14 protein-coding genes are annotated in these 16,725 nt (G+C 64.7%); 9 read left to right on the forward strand and 5 right to left on the reverse strand.

The window, feature by feature from the left end:
• The first annotated feature begins 119 nt into the window (after positions 1 to 119).
• Together Q9246_RS06320 and Q9246_RS06325 are read left to right on the forward strand one after the other, a co-directional pair.
• Positions 120 to 1,541: a methyl-accepting chemotaxis protein gene (locus Q9246_RS06320; RefSeq protein WP_306396316.1), complete on the forward strand. Its 1,422-nt coding sequence runs from the start codon at positions 120 to 122 to the stop codon at positions 1,539 to 1,541.
• On the forward strand, positions 1,538 to 2,311 hold the full coding sequence (locus tag Q9246_RS06325) for a hypothetical protein (RefSeq protein WP_306396317.1): 774 nt from the start codon (positions 1,538 to 1,540) through the stop codon (positions 2,309 to 2,311). The genes Q9246_RS06320 and Q9246_RS06325 overlap by 4 nt, the downstream gene beginning before the upstream one ends.
• Positions 2,312 to 2,690: 379 nt before the next feature.
• Here Q9246_RS06325 and budC read toward each other — a convergent pair whose 3' ends face one another.
• On the reverse strand, positions 2,691 to 3,452 hold the full coding sequence (gene budC, locus Q9246_RS06330) for a meso-2,3-butanediol dehydrogenase (protein WP_306396318.1): 762 nt from the start codon (positions 3,450 to 3,452) through the stop codon (positions 2,691 to 2,693).
• Between the two features lie 160 nt (positions 3,453 to 3,612).
• Between budC and Q9246_RS06335 the strand changes: the two genes are divergently transcribed.
• Positions 3,613 to 5,142 carry a carboxylesterase/lipase family protein gene (locus Q9246_RS06335; protein ID WP_306396320.1) on the forward strand — a complete coding sequence of 510 codons (1,530 nt, stop codon included), beginning with the start codon at positions 3,613 to 3,615 and terminating at the stop codon, positions 5,140 to 5,142.
• Positions 5,143 to 5,145: 3 nt separating this feature from the next.
• Here the strand turns inward: Q9246_RS06335 and Q9246_RS06340 are convergent, their stop codons facing one another.
• Positions 5,146 to 7,074, reverse strand: a complete 1,929-nt coding sequence (locus Q9246_RS06340) for an outer membrane protein assembly factor BamB family protein (protein ID WP_306396321.1) — start codon at positions 7,072 to 7,074, stop codon at positions 5,146 to 5,148.
• A 205-nt stretch (positions 7,075 to 7,279) separates the two neighbouring features.
• On the opposite strand from Q9246_RS06340, the gene Q9246_RS06345 reads away from it, so the two are divergent.
• Genes Q9246_RS06345 through Q9246_RS06355 form a run of 3 tightly spaced genes read left to right on the forward strand, consistent with a single transcriptional unit; the run spans position 7,280 to position 9,866 of the window.
• A complete protein-coding gene (locus tag Q9246_RS06345; protein ID WP_306396323.1) occupies positions 7,280 to 8,347 on the forward strand; it encodes a catalase family peroxidase in 1,068 nt (355 codons plus the stop codon).
• A complete protein-coding gene (locus Q9246_RS06350; protein ID WP_306396324.1) occupies positions 8,344 to 8,883 on the forward strand; it encodes a cytochrome b in 540 nt (179 codons plus the stop codon). The genes Q9246_RS06345 and Q9246_RS06350 overlap by 4 nt, the downstream gene beginning before the upstream one ends.
• Positions 8,880 to 9,866: a sensor domain-containing diguanylate cyclase gene (locus tag Q9246_RS06355; RefSeq protein ID WP_306396327.1), complete on the forward strand. Its 987-nt coding sequence runs from the start codon at positions 8,880 to 8,882 to the stop codon at positions 9,864 to 9,866. The genes Q9246_RS06350 and Q9246_RS06355 overlap by 4 nt, the downstream gene beginning before the upstream one ends.
• 46 nt (positions 9,867 to 9,912) lie before the next feature.
• Here Q9246_RS06355 and Q9246_RS06360 read toward each other — a convergent pair whose 3' ends face one another.
• Positions 9,913 to 10,809, reverse strand: a complete 897-nt coding sequence (locus Q9246_RS06360) for an SMP-30/gluconolactonase/LRE family protein (RefSeq protein WP_306396328.1) — start codon at positions 10,807 to 10,809, stop codon at positions 9,913 to 9,915.
• An 18-nt stretch (positions 10,810 to 10,827) separates the two neighbouring features.
• Positions 10,828 to 12,471 carry a glucose-6-phosphate isomerase gene (pgi, locus tag Q9246_RS06365; RefSeq protein WP_306396330.1) on the reverse strand — a complete coding sequence of 548 codons (1,644 nt, stop codon included), beginning with the start codon at positions 12,469 to 12,471 and terminating at the stop codon, positions 10,828 to 10,830.
• Between the two features lie 231 nt (positions 12,472 to 12,702).
• Between pgi and edd the strand changes: the two genes are divergently transcribed.
• From edd to Q9246_RS06380, 3 genes are read left to right on the forward strand one after another with little or no spacing between them, the layout of a single operon-like run.
• The gene (gene edd / locus Q9246_RS06370; protein WP_306396332.1) at positions 12,703 to 14,622 is read left to right on the forward strand and encodes a phosphogluconate dehydratase; all 1,920 of its coding nucleotides are present in this window, start codon (positions 12,703 to 12,705) and stop codon (positions 14,620 to 14,622) included.
• Between the two features lie 19 nt (positions 14,623 to 14,641).
• On the forward strand, positions 14,642 to 15,262 hold the full coding sequence (gene eda, locus Q9246_RS06375; RefSeq protein ID WP_306396333.1) for a bifunctional 4-hydroxy-2-oxoglutarate aldolase/2-dehydro-3-deoxy-phosphogluconate aldolase: 621 nt from the start codon (positions 14,642 to 14,644) through the stop codon (positions 15,260 to 15,262).
• Between the two features lie 19 nt (positions 15,263 to 15,281).
• Complete coding sequence (locus Q9246_RS06380; RefSeq protein WP_306396334.1) at positions 15,282 to 15,833, forward strand: Rhs element Vgr protein; 552 nt, start codon at positions 15,282 to 15,284, stop codon at positions 15,831 to 15,833.
• Between the two features lie 132 nt (positions 15,834 to 15,965).
• On the opposite strand, the gene Q9246_RS06385 is transcribed toward Q9246_RS06380, so the two are convergent.
• The gene (locus Q9246_RS06385) at positions 15,966 to 16,406 is read right to left on the reverse strand and encodes an SLATT domain-containing protein (protein WP_306396336.1); all 441 of its coding nucleotides are present in this window, start codon (positions 16,404 to 16,406) and stop codon (positions 15,966 to 15,968) included.
• Between the last annotated feature and the right edge of the window lie 319 nt (positions 16,407 to 16,725).

The raw sequence follows: 16,725 nt of genomic DNA on the forward strand, positions 1-16,725 counted from the left end.
GAGCATGACAGCATCGTTGATTCAGACTATAGTTTCCAGACGAAAATATCGCAGCCACTCGAGCAGCGGATGGAGGAGACATGATGTGGTTGCGCAATATCGGACGTGCGTTGCATCAAGTGCAAACGCGATTCAAGGGACGTGCCCTGTCCGGCAAACTCCGCACGCTGGTGGTCAAGGCGCGCGATGGCAGCATCCGCACCGCGATCAATGCCGCGCGCCTGCGCAAGGAAGTCGACCAGGCCCAGGCCCAGGCGGCGCGCCAGCACCAGGCGGCCGACGCGCTGGCGGCCAGCGCGCGCGAAGTGGCCGAATTGTCGGCCGACGTCAATGCCGGCACGGTGCGCATCGCCGACACCGCCCAGCGCAACCTGGCGCAAGCGCGCGAGTCGATGGAAGAATTGGCCAGCCTCGAGCGCCGCATGCGGCTGATCGAGGAGCAGGTGCAGGGCTTTTCGGACACCGTGACCCGGCTGGTCGGCCACCTGCGCGAGATCGGGGAATTCGGCACCGTGATCGAGAACGTCGCCAACCAGACCAATCTGCTGGCGATCAATGCCGCGATCGAGGCGGCGCGCGCCGGCCCGGCCGGGCGCGGCTTCGCGGTGGTCGCCTCCGAAGTGCGGCGCCTGTCGCAGGTGGTCAACCTGGAGGCGGTCAAGATCGCCACCGCCAGCAATGCCATGCGCGAGCTGGTGACGTCGACCTCCGGCGCCACCGCCGGCATCCTCGATGGCGTGAACGTCTCGGCGCGCGAGGCCGGCAGCGCCGCCAGCCACCTGACGGCCTTCGTCGCCGACTTCGAGCGCATGACCGCCACCGTCGACCAGATGGCGGCGGCGATGCAGTCGCTCGACGGCGTCAACCAGCAGATCAGTGCGCGCGTGGAAGATGTGGCCCAGAACGCGTCCAGTTCCGAGGCCACGATGCAGGATGCGTCGCGCCGGGTGGACGAGGTGCGGGTGGCGACCGAGGAGTTGCAGGGCGTGCTGGCGGGCTTTCGCACCGGCGGCACGGCCTTCGACGCGCTGGTCGACACCACCACCGCGCTGCGCGACGACGTGCTGGCCTGCCTGACCCGGCATGCGGCGGGCGGCGCGAACATCTTCGACCAGCGCTACCAGGCGATCCCGCAATCCGACCCGCCGCGCTTCACGACCTCGTACGACCGCGCGGTGGAGCGCGACCTGCAGCAGCTGTTCGATCGCGTGCTGGACGAGTTGCCAGGGGCGGCCTATGCGCTGGCGGTCGACAACCGCGGTTATGCGCCGACCCACAACACCAAGTTCTCGCGGCCGTCGACCGGGCAGCGCGAGCATGACCTGGTGTATTGCCGCAATAAACGGATCTTCGACGATCCGGTGGGGATCAGGCTGGCGAAGAACCGCGAGCCGTTCCTGCTGCAGACCTATCTGCGCGATACGGGAGAGGTGATCAATGATTTGTCGATGCCGATCGTGTTCCAGGGTAAGCACTGGGGGGCGGTGCGGATCGGGTATGACTCCGCGCGGATGATTGGACGGGCCGGACGCGAGACATGAAGAAAACGATGCAATCGACAATGGGACTGGTGGCCGGGATACTGCTGGGTATCCTGTCCTGTGTCGTGCAGGCAGCCACGCTTGATGCGCAGTGGCAGGATGCGCTGAACGATGCCGGTACGTTGCAGGCCTGGCGCTTCGAGGCCGACGCGGGCGACGCCGAAAAACAGGAGCGGCTCGCCCAGCTGTTTCTCGGTCCACGTGGGCGCGCATTGAAAGCCGGTCCCTACGAGGGCGCCCACTTTTTGCTACGGGCAGCGACCAACGGGCGCCGCGCATCCATGCTGCAGCTTTCAGCCGCATTGGACAAGGGTGCTTTCGGATTCAGGAAGCTGCCGGATGCCGCGCGCTGCTGGTCCAGGCTGCCTGCCGGTTTCGAGCAGCGGCTGGCATGCGTGAGCCTGACCGACGTCAGGGATCCGCGCGCCCGCGTCGCCTGCACCGACTTGATCGTCATGCGCGAGGAGCAGCTTGGCGCGGACGATGGCGTCGCCAGGGCCAGGCTGTGCCTGGCAAACAAGACCCCGGCGCTGCTGGTTCCGGGGCCGCCGCCAGGCAAAAGGGACGAGGAGCGTGTTCGCCTGTATCGGCGGCACGGCATCGAAGTGTCGGTCACGGGCGATGTCTATGAGGAAGCGTTCGAGAAATACCGGAACGACTTCAACAAGACGATGATCGCGGGGATCGAGGCCGAGCGCGGGCCCGGCTATCTGGACCGGCTGGGCAAGGACATCGAAGCCAGCCTGGATCGTCGGTTTCGCGGCAAGTAGACATACGAATGACGCCGCCGCGCCGCGCGCACTTTGGTTGAACGCGTGGGCGTTCGTCATTCAGGCCACTGGCCTTAAAGCCATTAGGTTAAGGATAGCCACCACGTCGTTACCTTCACTGGAGGTAACGACTTCCCGCGAAGGCGCACTGGTGTCCGGAACAAATTCGGATCCCGAAAAGGCGACCCTCTATAGCGAAAAACACGTCGTACCCGCGCAGGCGGGTACCCAAGTGCAGCGGACCAGCGGCTCAAAAATCGCGCTCCGATAAAGGCTGAGGCTATGCAAGAGCATGAGCATTCTTTGACGTTACTTGGATTCCCGCCAAGGCGCCCGGCGAGGGCGGGAATGACGTGCGTACTTCGCGACCCCGCCCGCGCTACTGCGGCGGCTGCCCATTCGAGGCCATCAACCCCGCATCCACCGGCAGGTTGACGCCGGTAATGAGGCGCGCATCGTCGCTCGCCAGGAAGGCCATCGCGGCCGCAACGCCCTCCGGATCTTCCGGCGCGCCGAGCGGCATGCGTTCCCTGAATTTGGCGACCAGTTCGGGATCGTTCACCATGTCCTCGGTCATCCCGGTCCTGGTGAAACTCGGGTTGACGGCGTTGACGCGTACGCCATCCTTCCCCGCATCCATCGCCATCGCGCGCACCATATTGCTGACGGCGCCCTTCGAGGTGTTATAGGCGAACATATTCCAGTCGCCGCCCAGGCCCGACACCGACGACGTCATGACGATCGATCCGCGCACCTTCACCAGTTCGGGCATCGCCGCCTTGGCCATGTGGAAGTAGCCGGCGACATTGACCGCCATGACGCGCTCGAAGTCCTCCTCGCTCGTCCCCATGATGTCGCCCTCGGTCGCCATCCCGGCATTGTTGACCAGGATGTGCAGCCCGCCGAAGCGGTCGACGGCCGCCTTGACGGCGCCGGTTGCGGTCTCCTTGTCGGCGGTATCGCCGACCTGTACCAGCACGCGATCCTGCGGCAGGCCGGCGGCAGCTTCCCTGAGCTTGGCCTCGTCGATATCGAGCATCACGACGCTGGCGCCTTCATCGAGGAATCGGCGGGCGGCCGCCAGGCCGATGCCGGAAGCTGCGCCGGTGACGAGCACGGTCTTGCCATTGAAACGGTTCATTCGATGTCCTTTCAAACGGGCCGCGGCAAGGCGATCGCGCGCGGCCCGCAAATTGCGCCTGATTAGCGGTCGAAAATGTGTTATGACCTTAGCACAGCCTTACGGGCACGGCTGTTCGGTTCGGGTGGGCAAAGTCCGATTCAATTCAGGAGAGTGAAGCATGTCGTGGTCCTCGCACACACTGTTGGGCATCTTGCTGGCGTTGCACTTGCCGGCCGTCATGGCGCAGCAGGTCACGGTTTCCGGCGGCAAGGTCGCCGGGCTGGCCATGCCGGATGGCAGCACCATCTTCTACGGCATTCCCTACGCCGCCGCGCCGGACGGCGAGCGGCGCTGGAAACCGCCGGCCCCGCGCGCGCCATGGACCGGGGTGCGCGACGCCAGCCGCCAGGCGCCGGCCTGCGTGCAGGGCGACGCGGGCTGGAACCAGGCCTTCATGCAGGGCGCGAGCGAGGATTGCCTCAGCCTGGCGGTTCGCACGCCCACGCTCGATCGACAGGCCCGCTTGCCGGTGCTGGTGTATATCCACGGCGGTTCGAATGCCGCCGGCGGCGCCGGCAGCCTGGCGCAGGACGCGCTGCACCGCGAGGGCATCGTGCTGGTCAAGATCCAGTACCGGCTTGGCGCCTTCGGCTTCCTGGGACTCGACGCGCTGCGCCAGGAAGATCCGCATGGCTCGTCGGCCAACTACGGCCTGCTCGACCAGGTCGCCGCGCTCGAATGGGTCAAGACGAACATCGCCAGCTTCGGTGGCGACCCGGCGCGCGTGACCATCAGCGGCAGCTCGGCCGGCGCCACCGACGCCTTGTTCCTCACGTATTCGCCGTTGGCCAGGGGACTGTTCCAGCGCGCCATCCTGCAGTCGGCGGCGCCAGGCGCGCCGCGTCCGGCGTCGCACAGCGAAGCGATGGGAAATGCATTGCTCGAGCGGCTGGCGCTACCCCGGGGCGCGGCCGGCCTTGCTGCGCTGCGCAGCCTGCCGGCGGAGCGGATCAACGCGGCGGCGGCCAACCTGCCGGTCTCCCACGGCGTCGATCCGAGCTTCACCTGGGAACAGCAAAACGTGGACGGCCATGTCCTGCCGCACAGCTACGCGCAAGCCCATGCCGGTGGCGTCGGTCGCGACATCGCCATCCTCATCGGCAGCAATACGCAGGAGCTGGGCGCCGATCGCAAGCCCGATACCGGCGCGGTGTTGGTGCGCGCGGTATTCGGCGCGAAGGCGCCCGCGGCGCTGGCCTGGTACGGTATTCGCGACGGCATCTCGCCGGCCGCCGATCCGGTGCTGGGCAGCGTGCCGACACAGCTCATGACGGATGCCTGGTTCCGTTGCCCGGCGCGCTGGCTGGCGCACCGCATGCGCGATGCCGGGACGCGCGTGTGGCGCTATGAATTCGGCTTCGGCGCGCCCGGCTCGGGCAAGCCGCCCGAGCACACCACCGAGATGGACTATGTGTATCACGCGCCGCAGGCGGGTTGGCCCCCGGTGCAGCGCTACTGGGCCAACTTCATTCGCAACGGCGACCCGAACGGCGACGGCCTGCCGGCGTGGCCGATGGTCGGGCCGGACGATGCGGCGCTGGCGATCGCGCCGCAGGGCATCGCGGCGGGGCATGGCGCACGCGCCGGCATCTGCGACCTGATGTTCGAGGGGCTGGCGTACCCGCCAGCGCCCATCATCCCGAACTAGGCGTCAGCGCAGGTTGATCGCGGCAAGCGCGCCCGACGAGGTCAGGATGTACAGCACCCCGCGCGCCGAAATCGCCATGCTGCCGCCCAGCGGATAGGTCCACGCCACCTTCCTCGTGGCGAGATCGATCGCCTGGGTCGTGTTCTCCGAACTGACGAAGGCCAGGTTGCGGGTCACGACGATGTCGGTGTAGTTGGCATCGTCGAGCATGACCTCCCACAGCAGCGCGCCGGTCGCGGGGCTGCGCGCCGCGAACGCCTTGCCGTTGGCGCCGAGCGTGTAGATGGCGCCATTGCCATAGGCGGGCGTGCCGATGCTGGCGCCGTCGACGATCCACGAGCGCGTGCGGGTCTTGAGGTCGAACGCGGCAAGGTTGCCGTCGCCGACGAGAGCCTGGGCCGTGTCGGTCAGGACCACGGGACGCGAGATGAAATAGGTGCTGTACGGGTAGCGCTCGCCGATCGAATAGGCCAGGCTGCCGTCGGCGGCGTCGAGCACATTGAGGATGTTGTCGGGCGTGCTGTAGGCATACACGAAGCGTCCGTCGGTGCTCGGGCTCCAGCCTTCGTAGGCGACGCCGAGACCGTGCCACTTGAAGGCGCCTTGTGCATCGTCATACCGCGAGATGCCGCCGTAGTAGCCATTGATGGTGTAGACATCGGTGCCGAACAGCGTCGGCGCGGAATAGCTTGGCCATTGCGAGCTCAGGGTTTCTTTCCTGAGTTGCTGGCCGCTGGCCTGGTCATACACCCACAGGAAGGAATCGCCATGGCCGGTCGAGGTGAGGTACACGCGGCCATTCGCCGCGGCCGGCGGATTGACCTGGTTGAGCGTACCCATGTCGACTTTCCATGCCAGTTCGCCGGTATCCTCGGAGACCGCGACCAATTCCGCGCGGTTGCCGGCGGTCCTGCGGACAAAGAAGGCCCGGCCGTTGTCGATGGCTGCGGACTTGTAATTGCCTGCGAAATTGCCGAGCGCTTCCACCTTGAAGCGGCGCGAGAACCGGGCCGGATCGAAATTCGCCGCCACGAAGCCAGTGTGGGCGGCATTGCCCTGGTAAGTGCTCCAGGCGCCGACGCCCTCGACCGGCGCGAGGGCGGTCAGGTTGTTTGGCGACAAGATCTTCAACGACAGCGGCACGATCCACGGCGAGCCGGCGACCGGCCGGCGGCATACGCGCGCGTCATCCTCGCACACGCGCAGTTCGAGATTGCTGGTGTAGGTGCCGGCTGCGAGCGCATTGCTGGTCGCCGTCGCCAGCTTGAACACGTAGTTTCCGTTCGCCTGCTGCGTCCATTGGCTGGATGCGGCATTGGTGATGCTCGACGGGTCGAACATCGCGATCCAGACGTTGCGCGTCATCAGGTCGGTACTGAGCCTGGCTTCGACGGTGAAGTCGGTCGACTCTCCCGGATAGGTCGTGACACTGATGCTCGGCGTCACCAGGGTGACACGCGCCTGCGCTTGCGCCACCGGCTTGACCTGGACCTTCAGCGGCACGCGCCAGGGCGAGCCCGGAAGCGGTTTGGCGCAGGTCATCGGCGCGTCTTCGCACAGCCGTACTTCGAGCATGGTGGAATGGTCCCCCGCGCGCAGGGTGCGCGAGGTCTGCAGCGCCGCGCGGTATTCCAGCGGCGACTGCGCCGAGATATCGACCTGGGGGGAGATCACGCCTGCGGGATCGATGATCGCGACATTGAAGGGTACGGAAAACGTCCGGCTGGCCCTGGCGGTCAGGATCACGCTGGTGCTTTCCCCTTCAAACTGGGTGGCGCTCGGTGCGCCCGGATCGAAGGTCAGCCAGTTGCCTGCCGTGTTGTTGGCGGGGCTTGCGCCGCCCCCGCCGCCCGATCCGCCGCCGCAGGCTGCCAGGCCCAATGCCAATATTCCGGCCGCAAGCGCGCCAGCGCGTGTTTTCCGTTGATTCATGATTCTTTGTAATGATTGTTGTAAATAACCTCATATTATAGATTGCCGTATTGACATTCAGAGTGCCAAGATGGAATTTCTCTCGATCTTTACAACACTGCACGATAGCGCATTCATCGCGAATAATTTCCGGTGATCATGCGACAATGCGCCGGCGGACGCTCACGCCATCAGTCTGCGAACTCTCCGTCGAAAGTGGTCCTTCATGCCTGCACCTTCATCGCCCCGCGGTCCTTTATTGCTCCTGCTGCCGATCGGCCTGATCGTCGCGCTCGTGGCGATCCTGTTTGCCTGGGTCGGCGGCTGGTTCGGCGGCAAGGGCGTCACACCCCAGGCGATGGCCGATACGGCCGAGGCATCGGGTTCGCCGCAACCGGGTTTCCGCCGCGCGCACAGCAAGGGCATCTGCATTGTCGGCAGCTTTGTCCCAACGCCCGCGGCAGGGCAACTGTCCAGCGCCCGCGTGTTCTCGCAAGCCTCGACGCCCGTGCTGGGTCGCTTTTCGAATCCAGGCAACGATCCCCATGCGCCGGACAACAAGGCCGCCGTGCGCGGCATGGCGCTGCAATTGAAAACCGACGACGGGCAGGAGTGGCGGCTGGCAATGAACAGCTTCCCGTTCTTCGCATCGTCCACGCCGGAAGGCTTCCAGGCGCTGAATGTCGCCCGCCTGCCGGACCCAGCCACCGGCAAACCCGATCCCGAGAAGATGAAGGCGGTCCTGGCGCGCCATCCGGAAATTGCCAACTTCATGGCATGGTCGAAGGATGCGCCGACGCCCGACAGCCTGGCCAATACCCGCTTCAATGGCGTCAATGCCTTCCGCCTGGTCGATGCGCAGGGCAGGGAGCGCGTCGTGCGCTGGTCGATGCGCCCGCATGCGCCGTTCGTGGCCGCCGATCCCGAGCGGCTCAAGAACGCAAGCCGCGATTTCCTGGCCGAAGATCTCGACCGGCGGCTGGCCGCCGGTCCGCTGCGATGGGACATGGTGATGCAGTTTGCCGCGCCTGGCGACCCGATCGAGGATCCCTCCAGGCCGTGGCCGGATACCCGGCCCGAGACCCGCGTCGGCACGCTGACGCTGACCCGCACCGAAGCGCAGGCCGGCGGACCCTGCTTCGACCTGAACTTCGACCCACTGATCCTGCCGAAGGGGATCGTGGCCACCGGCGATCCGGTATTGCATGCTCGCTCGGCGGTCTATTCGGAATCGTTCAACCGCCGCGAACGTGAAATCAGCCGCGGCCAGGCACGGACCGGGAGCGCACAATGAGTCATCCACGCCACTTCAACCTGCTGGCCCGCGTGCTGCACTGGTCGATGGCTGTCGCGATCCTGGCCATGCTGTTCGTCGGCGCCGCCATGGTGGTGTCGCTGCGGTATCGCGAGGCGCTGCTCGACCTGCACCGTCCGCTCGGGCTGGCGATCCTGTTGCTGGCGATCGTGCGCCTGGCGAATCGCCTGCGCCACCCGCCGCCGCCGTTGCCGGCCGACTTGCCGCGCATCCAGGCCATGGCGGCCACCGCCTCGCACTGGCTGCTGTATGGGCTGATGTTCGCCATGCCGCTCATCGGCTGGGCCATGCTGTCGGCCGGCGCTTACCCGGTCGAACTGTTCGGCGGCGTCCACCTGCCGCCGATCCTGCCCCACAGCCCGGTCCTGTACGGCTTCCTGCGCCCGCTGCATGGGGTGCTGGCCTATGTGCTGTTCATCACGATCCTGGTCCACCTGGGCGCGGCCCTGTTCCATGCCTGGATCAGGCGCGACGGAGTATTCGAGCAAATGACCACGGGAGGAAAACCGGAATGAACAAGCCGCCAGCGACGATTCCCGCATCGACGTTCAGCCAGCAAGCCGGGCCAGCGGTGTCGGGCGAGGATCCCGACGTTTACCGCACCTTGCTGGAGTCGACCCGCGCGATCCCGTGGCGCATCGACTGGGCAACGATGCGCTTCACCTACATCGGTCCCCAGATCGAGCAGCTGCTGGGCTGGAGTCCCTCCAGCTGGCTGTCGGTGCATGACTGGGCCGACCGCATCCACGAGGAAGACCGCCAGAAGACCGTGGATTTCTGCGTGGCGCAGTCGCAGCGCGGCGTGGATCACGAGGCCGACTACCGCGCCTTGACGGCTGACGGCGAGCAGGTCTGGATCCGCGACGTCGTGCATGTGGTGCGCAAGCCGGATGGCAGCGTCGAGGCGCTGGTGGGCTTCATGTTCGACATCACCGAGCGCAAGCTGGCCGAAGACAAGATCCTGCAGTTGCAGCGCGAACTCGAGGTGCTGTCGTATCGCGACAGCCTGACCGGCGTGGCCAACCGGCGCATGTTCGACGCGCTGTATGCGGTGGAGTGGGCCAGGGCGCGCGAGCAGGGCAAGCCGCTGTCGCTGGCGATGATCGACATCGACTACTTCAAGCAATACAACGACCACTACGGCCACGTGCAGGGTGATGAATGCCTGCGGCGCGTGGCGCAGGCACTCGCGGCGGGTGCGGCGCAACCGGGCAACCTGTGTGCGCGCTTCGGCGGCGAGGAATTCGTGCTGCTGTTGCCCGACACCGGCGCGGAGGCGGCGCGCGGCATCGCCGAGCGCTGCCAGAAATTGCTGAAGCACGAGGCGATCCCGCACGCCGGTTCGGGCGTCGGGCGCGTGGTCACGGCCAGCATGGGCGTGGGAACCATCATTCCGGGCGAGGCCGACCTGCCAGGCGTGTTCCTCGACCGGATCGACCGCCGCCTGTACCAGGCGAAATCGGCAGGACGCAACCGGATCTGCGATATCGAGCCGTAAGCGCGAGCTGTAGACGCTCCTGTCCATACGGACAGGAGCGACGAAATCAGATGCGGTATTCGGGCTCTTCGCGCCCCGCCACATCCATCTTCAGGCACAGCACCTTGCCGCTGAGCGGATACTGTTCCAGCTCCTCTTTCGAACGGCCATGGCTGGCGCTGGTGATGTACAGGGTGCGCAGGTCTGGCCCGCCGAAGGCGACCGAGGTCGGGCACTTCACCGGCAGTTTGATTTCGCGAACGACCTCGCCATCCGGCGCGATGCGCAGGATGCGCGCGCCTTCGAACATCGCGACCCAGTACATGCCTTCCGCATCCATCGTGGCGCCATCCGGCCGGCCGCCGTAGTCCGGCGCCGACTTGTCGCTCGGGAAGGTGACGATGGTGCGGCGGTTGCTTTGTTCACCGGTCGCCGGGTCGAAGTCGTAGCAGTCGATCCGGTGGGTGGTGGTGTCGGCATGGTACATCGTGCGGCCGTCCAGGCTCCAGGCCAGGCCGTTCGAATTGGTCATGCCGCCGCTCCAGGCGCGCCGCAGATTGCCCTTGTCCAGCACGTACATCTCGGCGGCCGGCTGGTCGCGCGGTTCGTACATGGTGCCGATCCAGAACCGGCCCGCCGGGTCGACGCGGCCGTCGTTGAAGCGCACCTTGGCGGGATCGTAGGGCGCGTCCGCCACTGGCGACTCCGAACCGTCGGTGGTGTTCAGGCGCAGCAGGCCATGGCGGGTGGCCACGACCAGGCAGTTGTTGCCGTCGATCGCCAGCGCCGACGGGTTCGAGCCCATCTTCCACGACGTGAACTTGCCGCTCGCCGCATGCAGGCGGTTGACGGTCAATCCCTCGATGTCGACCCAGTACAGCGCCGATTCGACCTCGTGCCAGATCGCGGATTCGCCGACCAGCATCGGCGCGTCGTGTACTACTTCAAATTTGTCCGTTGCCATAGTGTGATGGTGAGGGTGTCAGAAAGCCGCCTTGGCGCGGGCGATCAGGCCGTTGGTCGAACTGTCGTGCTGGCCGGGTGCGGGTTCGCCCGCCAGCTCGGCCTCGATCTTCTTCGCCAGCACTTTACCCAACTCAACGCCCCACTGGTCGAAACTGTTGACATCCCAGATCACGCCCTGCACGAAGGTCTTGTGTTCGTACAGCGCGATCAGGGCGCCCAGGGTCGACGGGGTCAGGCGCTCCATCAGGATCGTGTTGCTCGGACGGTTGCCGGGGAAGGTCTTGTGCGGCGTCAGGCGTTCGATTTCTTCCGTCGTCAACCCCTGGGCCTGCAGGTCGGCGCGCACCTCGTCCGCCGTCTTGCCCTTCATGAAGGCTTCGGATTGGGCGAAGCAGTTGGCCAGCAGGGCGGTGTGGTGGTTGTCCATCTCGTGGGCTGGACGCAGGGCGGCAATGAAATCCATCGGCGTCACGTCGCTGCCCTGGTGCAGCAGCTGGAAATAGGCGTGCTGGCCATTGGTGCCGCACTCGCCCCAGATCGCCGGGCAGGTCGGGGTATCAACGGGTTCTCCGTCCCGTGTAACGCGCTTGCCGTTGCTCTCCATGTCGAGCTGCTGCAGGTAGGCCGGGAAGCGGTTCAGGTCCTGGTGATACGGCGCGATCGAGACCGAGGCGCACTCGAGGAACTGGCGGTTCCAGAAACCGATCAGGCCGAGCAGCGTCGGCAGGTTCTGCTCGAGCGGCGCGGTGCGGAAGTGCTCATCCAGCTCGTGGGCGCCGGCCAGGAAGTCCTTGAAGTAGCCAAAGCCCACGGCCAGCGCGACCGGCAGGCCGATCGCCGACCACACCGAGTAACGGCCGCCGACCCAGTCCCAGAACGGGAACATATTGGCCGGATCGATGCCGAAGGTCTTGATGGCCTCGGTATTGGTGGAGACGGCCACGAAGTGCTTCGCCAGCGCGTCCTCGGGAGCGCCCTGCAGGAACCAGGCGCGCGCGGTCTGCGCGTTCATCATGGTCTCGGCCGTGGTGAAGGTCTTGGAAGCGACGATGAACAGCGTGGTCTCGGGATCGACCTGGGCCAGCGCGGCGTCCATGTCGTGGCCGTCGACGTTCGACACGAAGTGCATGCGCAGCCGCGGATGGGCATAGTGGCGCAGGGCCAGCACGACCATCTTGGGGCCGAGGTCCGAGCCGCCGATGCCGATGTTGACGATGTCGGTGATCGGCTTGCCGGTATGGCCCAGCCACTCGCCGCTGCGCACGGCGTCGGTGAAGGTTTTTACACGGTCGAGCACGGCGTGCACGTCGGCGTTCACGTCCTGGCCGTCGACCGTCAACTGCGCGCCGCGCGGTGCGCGCAGGGCGGTGTGCAGCACGGCGCGGTTCTCGGTGTTGTTGATCTTTTCGCCGGCGAACATTGCGTCGCGGCGCGCCTCGAGGCCGCGTTCGCGTGCGACCTGGACGAGCAGTTCAAGCGTGCGCCCGTCGAGGCGATTTTTTGAATAGTCTAGGAAGAGGCCTGCGGCCTCGTCCGAATACCGCTCGAAGCGGTCCGGGTCGGCGGCGAATAGCTCGCGCATTTGCCAGGTCCTGGCGGTATCGGCGTGGTGGGAGAGGGCCTGGAAGCTGGCGGTACTGGTCAAAGGAGGCTGGCGCATGGGGTCCTGGTGCGTGGCACAATGTTGTCAATAGCAGATTATCGAATAATACAATCATCTGCGCGTAAATTCACTACAAAAAATGGTGCGCGCATCTTCCCCCCTGGATTTTCTCCACCCGCTTCATGTGTCGGGGAGATAGCTCATCCCTATAGAGAAAGTGGGAGGAAATGAGCGCAGTCGGCCAATTTGTAGTAAAATTTCAGATACTAAATTCAGGAAGGAACGAACATGGCGCTCCACCCCGTAGTCGAACAGGTCACCAACCGCATCATCCAGCGCAGCAAGCGCTCGCGCGCGGCTTATCTCGAACATCTCGAAGCGGCCCGCATCAAGGGCGTCCAGCGCGGCGCCCTGTCGTGCACCAACCTGGCCCACGGCTTTGCCGCCTTCCCTGCCAACGACAAGCTCAAGTTGCGCGAGCACAAGGAGCCGTCGGTCGCGATCGTTTCTTCCTATAACGACATGCTGTCGGCGCACCAGCCATTCGAGTATTTCCCGAAAGTGATCAAGGAAGCCGTGCGCGAAGTCGGCGCCGTGGCCCAGTTCGCCAGCGGCGTGCCGGCCATGTGCGACGGCGTGACCCAGGGGCAGCCGGGCATGGAGCTGTCGCTGTTTTCGCGCGACGCCATCGCCATGGCGACCGCGGTCGGCCTGTCGCACAATATGTTCGACGCCGCCCTGTACCTGGGCATCTGCGACAAGATCGTGCCGGGCCTGCTGATCGGCGCGCTGCACTTCGGCCACATCCCGGGCATCTTCGTGCCGGGCGGTCCGATGACCACCGGCATCTCGAACAAGGAGAAAGCCGCGATCCGCCAGCGCTATGCGAAAGGCGAGGCCACCCGCGAAGAGCTGCTGGAGGGCGAATCGGCCTCTTACCACGGCGCCGGCACCTGTACCTTCTACGGCACCGCCAACAGCAACCAGATGCTGATGGAAGTCATGGGCCTGCACCTGCCGGGTTCGGCCTTCATCACGCCGGGCACGCCGCTGCGCGACGCGCTCACCGCCGCCGCGGCCCACCGCGCGGTCGAGATTTCGCAGCAGCGCGGCAGCTATATGCCGATCGGCCATATCGTCGACGAGAAAAGCATCGTCAACGCCATCGCCGCGTTGCACGCCACCGGCGGCTCGACCAACCACACGCTGCACCTGGTGGCGATCGCGCGCGCGGCCGGCATCGTGATCGACTGGAACGACTTCGACGAGATGTCGAAAGTGGTGCCGCTGCTGACCCGCATCTATCCGAACGGCGATGCCGACGTCAACCACTTCCAGGCCGCCGGCGGCCCGGGCTTCGTGATCCGCGAACTGCTCGACGCCGGCCTGGCGCATGAAGACGTCAACACCATCCTCGGCCACGGCTTGCGCAATCACTGTAAAGAGCCGTTCCTGGGCGAAGACGGCAAGGTCGTGTTCCGCGACGCCACCCCGGTGAGTGGCGACGAGAACGTGCTGCGCCCGGCCTCGAACCCGTTCAACAACAATGGCGGCATGGTGCTGGTGAAGGGCAACCTGGGCCGCGCCGTCATGAAGGTGTCGGCGGTCAAGAAAGAACACTACTCGGTGGAAGCGCCGGCGCTGACCTTCGATTCGCAGGAAGACTTCATGCACGCCTACAAGGACGGCAAGCTGAACCGCGACTTCGTGGCCGTGGTCCGCTTCCAGGGCCCGCGCGCCAACGGCATGCCGGAACTGCACGCGCTGACCCCGGCGCTGGCCAATCTGCAGGATGCCGGCTTCAAGGTGGCGATGGTCACCGACGGCCGCATGTCGGGCGCGTCCGGCAAGGTGCCGGCGGCGATCCACGTGTCGCCCGAGATCCTGGCCGGTGGCCCGCTGGGCCTGGTGCGCGACGGCGACATGATCCGCGTCGACGCCAATACCGGCGTCATGGAAGCGCTGGTGCCGGCGGATGTCTGGGCGCAGCGCAAGCAGGCGACTGCCGACCTGAGCAAGAGCCACATCGGCATGGGCCGCGAGCTGTTCGCCATGTTCCGCAACTCGATCAGCGCGGCGGAGGAGGGTGCCGCCACCTTCCCGCTGCCGTCGCCGAAACAGACCGTCGTGCCGCTGCACGATGGCATTGACGCCGGCGAGATCATCCCCGGCTCCGACGAAGACCATCTTTTCAAGACCAACAAGTGAGCCACCAATGAGCCAACCAATGACCCTACTTGAGATCATGCGCTCGGCGAGCGTCATCCCCGTCATCGCCATCGACGATCCCGACCACGCCGTGCCACTTGCTCGAGCTCTCGTTGCGGGCGGGATCCGCGTGCTGGAAGTCACGCTGCGCACCGCGCACGGCCTGGGCGCGATCCGCGCCATGAGCGAAGTCGACGGCGCCATCGTCGGCGTCGGCACCCTGACCTCGCCCGAAGAATTCGCCGCCTCGCGCGACGCCGGCGCCGTGTTCGGCGTCTCGCCGGGCCTGACCCCGGCGCTGATCGCGGCCGCGAAATCGAGCGGCCTGCCGCTGCTACCGGGCGTGATGACCCCATCCGAAGTGATGGCGGCGCGCGAACAGGGATTCAGGCAACTGAAGCTGTTCCCGGCGGTGCCGGCGGGCGGCGTCGGCATGCTCAATGCGATCGGCGGCCCGCTGCCGGACGTGACCTTCTGCCCGACCGGCGGCATCTCGATCGACACCGCGCCGGCCTTCCTGGCCTGCAAGAACGTGGCCTGCGTGGGCGGGTCGTGGCTGACGCCGAAGGATGCGATCCAGGCCGGCGACTGGGGTCGCATCACCGAGCTGGCGAAGGCGGCGGCCGCGCTGCGCGCCTGATCGACAGGAAAACGCGCCGATGCGATCGCGCTTCCGCCCCTTGAGCGAGAGCGAGATCGCGATGGCGTCGCTGCTGTTCGGCGACGCCATCGATTACCGCCGGGTGCGCATCTACAACCGGCGTTACATGCCGTTCCAGCCGCGCAACTGCGCGATGACGCCGAACGGCAGCATGTATTTTCATCAGTCCTGCTTCCTGCCGGACTATACGCGCGGCGATCCGCCGGCGATCCACTGGTTCATGCACGAGATGGTGCACGTGTGGCAGCATCAGCTAGGGTATCCGGTGCGGCTGCGCGGGGCCTTCCGAATCGGCCTGTCCTACGGCTATACCCTGGATGAAGACGCCACTCTGGCCGACTACAATATGGAAGCCCAGGGCGACCTGTTGGCCGATTATTTCGTGCTCAAATTCCTACGTAAGCCAGGCGCCATGCGCCAGCAATGCTATCGCGACAGCCTGGTGCTGTTCGAGCGGGTGCTGGCGGGGTTCTTGCGCGATCCCGCCGACCAAGCCAATCTTCATCGCGGTTTTGCGAGATGGATAGGTAGTTGCTTCAAGGTTGCCTGATATTCTTTGACCGATGCGACGATCCTGTCACTATTAAAAATCTTGAGTCAATAAGCACCTTATATTCTAGTTGATTTGATTCGGACATTTTAGGCCCAATAGTAATTTGCGTGCTGCATTAAGATAATCATATTATTCCCGGATTTTAAGCCATCTGGAATTGGTGTTTCTGAGCACATTCTGGTAACGGTTGTAGAAGTGATTAATCATATCTTGTGGAACTAACTTGCCTTCCGCTTCGGAATGGGCGATATCATTTTGAAGTTCATATAGTTCATGTAATGTGGTGGCCGAGTTAATCCATAATTTCTTATGGTTGAAAACGTTATCCCAAGCGAGAAACACTGAGACTGAAGCGCTAGTCAATAACGCGATCGCACCCATATAATTTTCGTATGCTGGCGGGGAATATTTGACCAGTCCGATGCTGAGGGTAGCTACTGCCGAAGCAATGCCTGCACAAACAGAAATCAAGGTGAATTTTTGCCTATCACTGTTGCGATGCCGTTGAGAATTTCCAATCGATTTCTTGACATCTGCTTTTAGCAATTCGAGGTTGGCTACAATCTGCATCTCTCTCCCCTTGATAAGATATTCTAACGTTTCATGAAGATCTACTCGAGCTCGTGGATAATGTAAGCGAAAATCCGAAGATGTGGGTGGTATTTAGAGAGGCGGCGGCGGTGGGTCGAGGGATGTAGTTCAATATTTCGAATGAGCTACCCATGCCTATGGCCATGCTCTCCCTTTTGGGTGGCGCACACGTAAAACAAGTGTTTTATTCTCTACAACAAATATCAGTGCCGGGTTCGTCCCGGCCACATCGATGTTTGCTGGGGAGGATCGCATTTGAAGCCGCTCGATCGCGTTTTCGTTTGCCTGCTTGCCTGGA

This window comes from Telluria beijingensis, assembly GCF_030770395.1.
Classification (GTDB): domain Bacteria; phylum Pseudomonadota; class Gammaproteobacteria; order Burkholderiales; family Burkholderiaceae_D; genus Telluria; species Telluria beijingensis.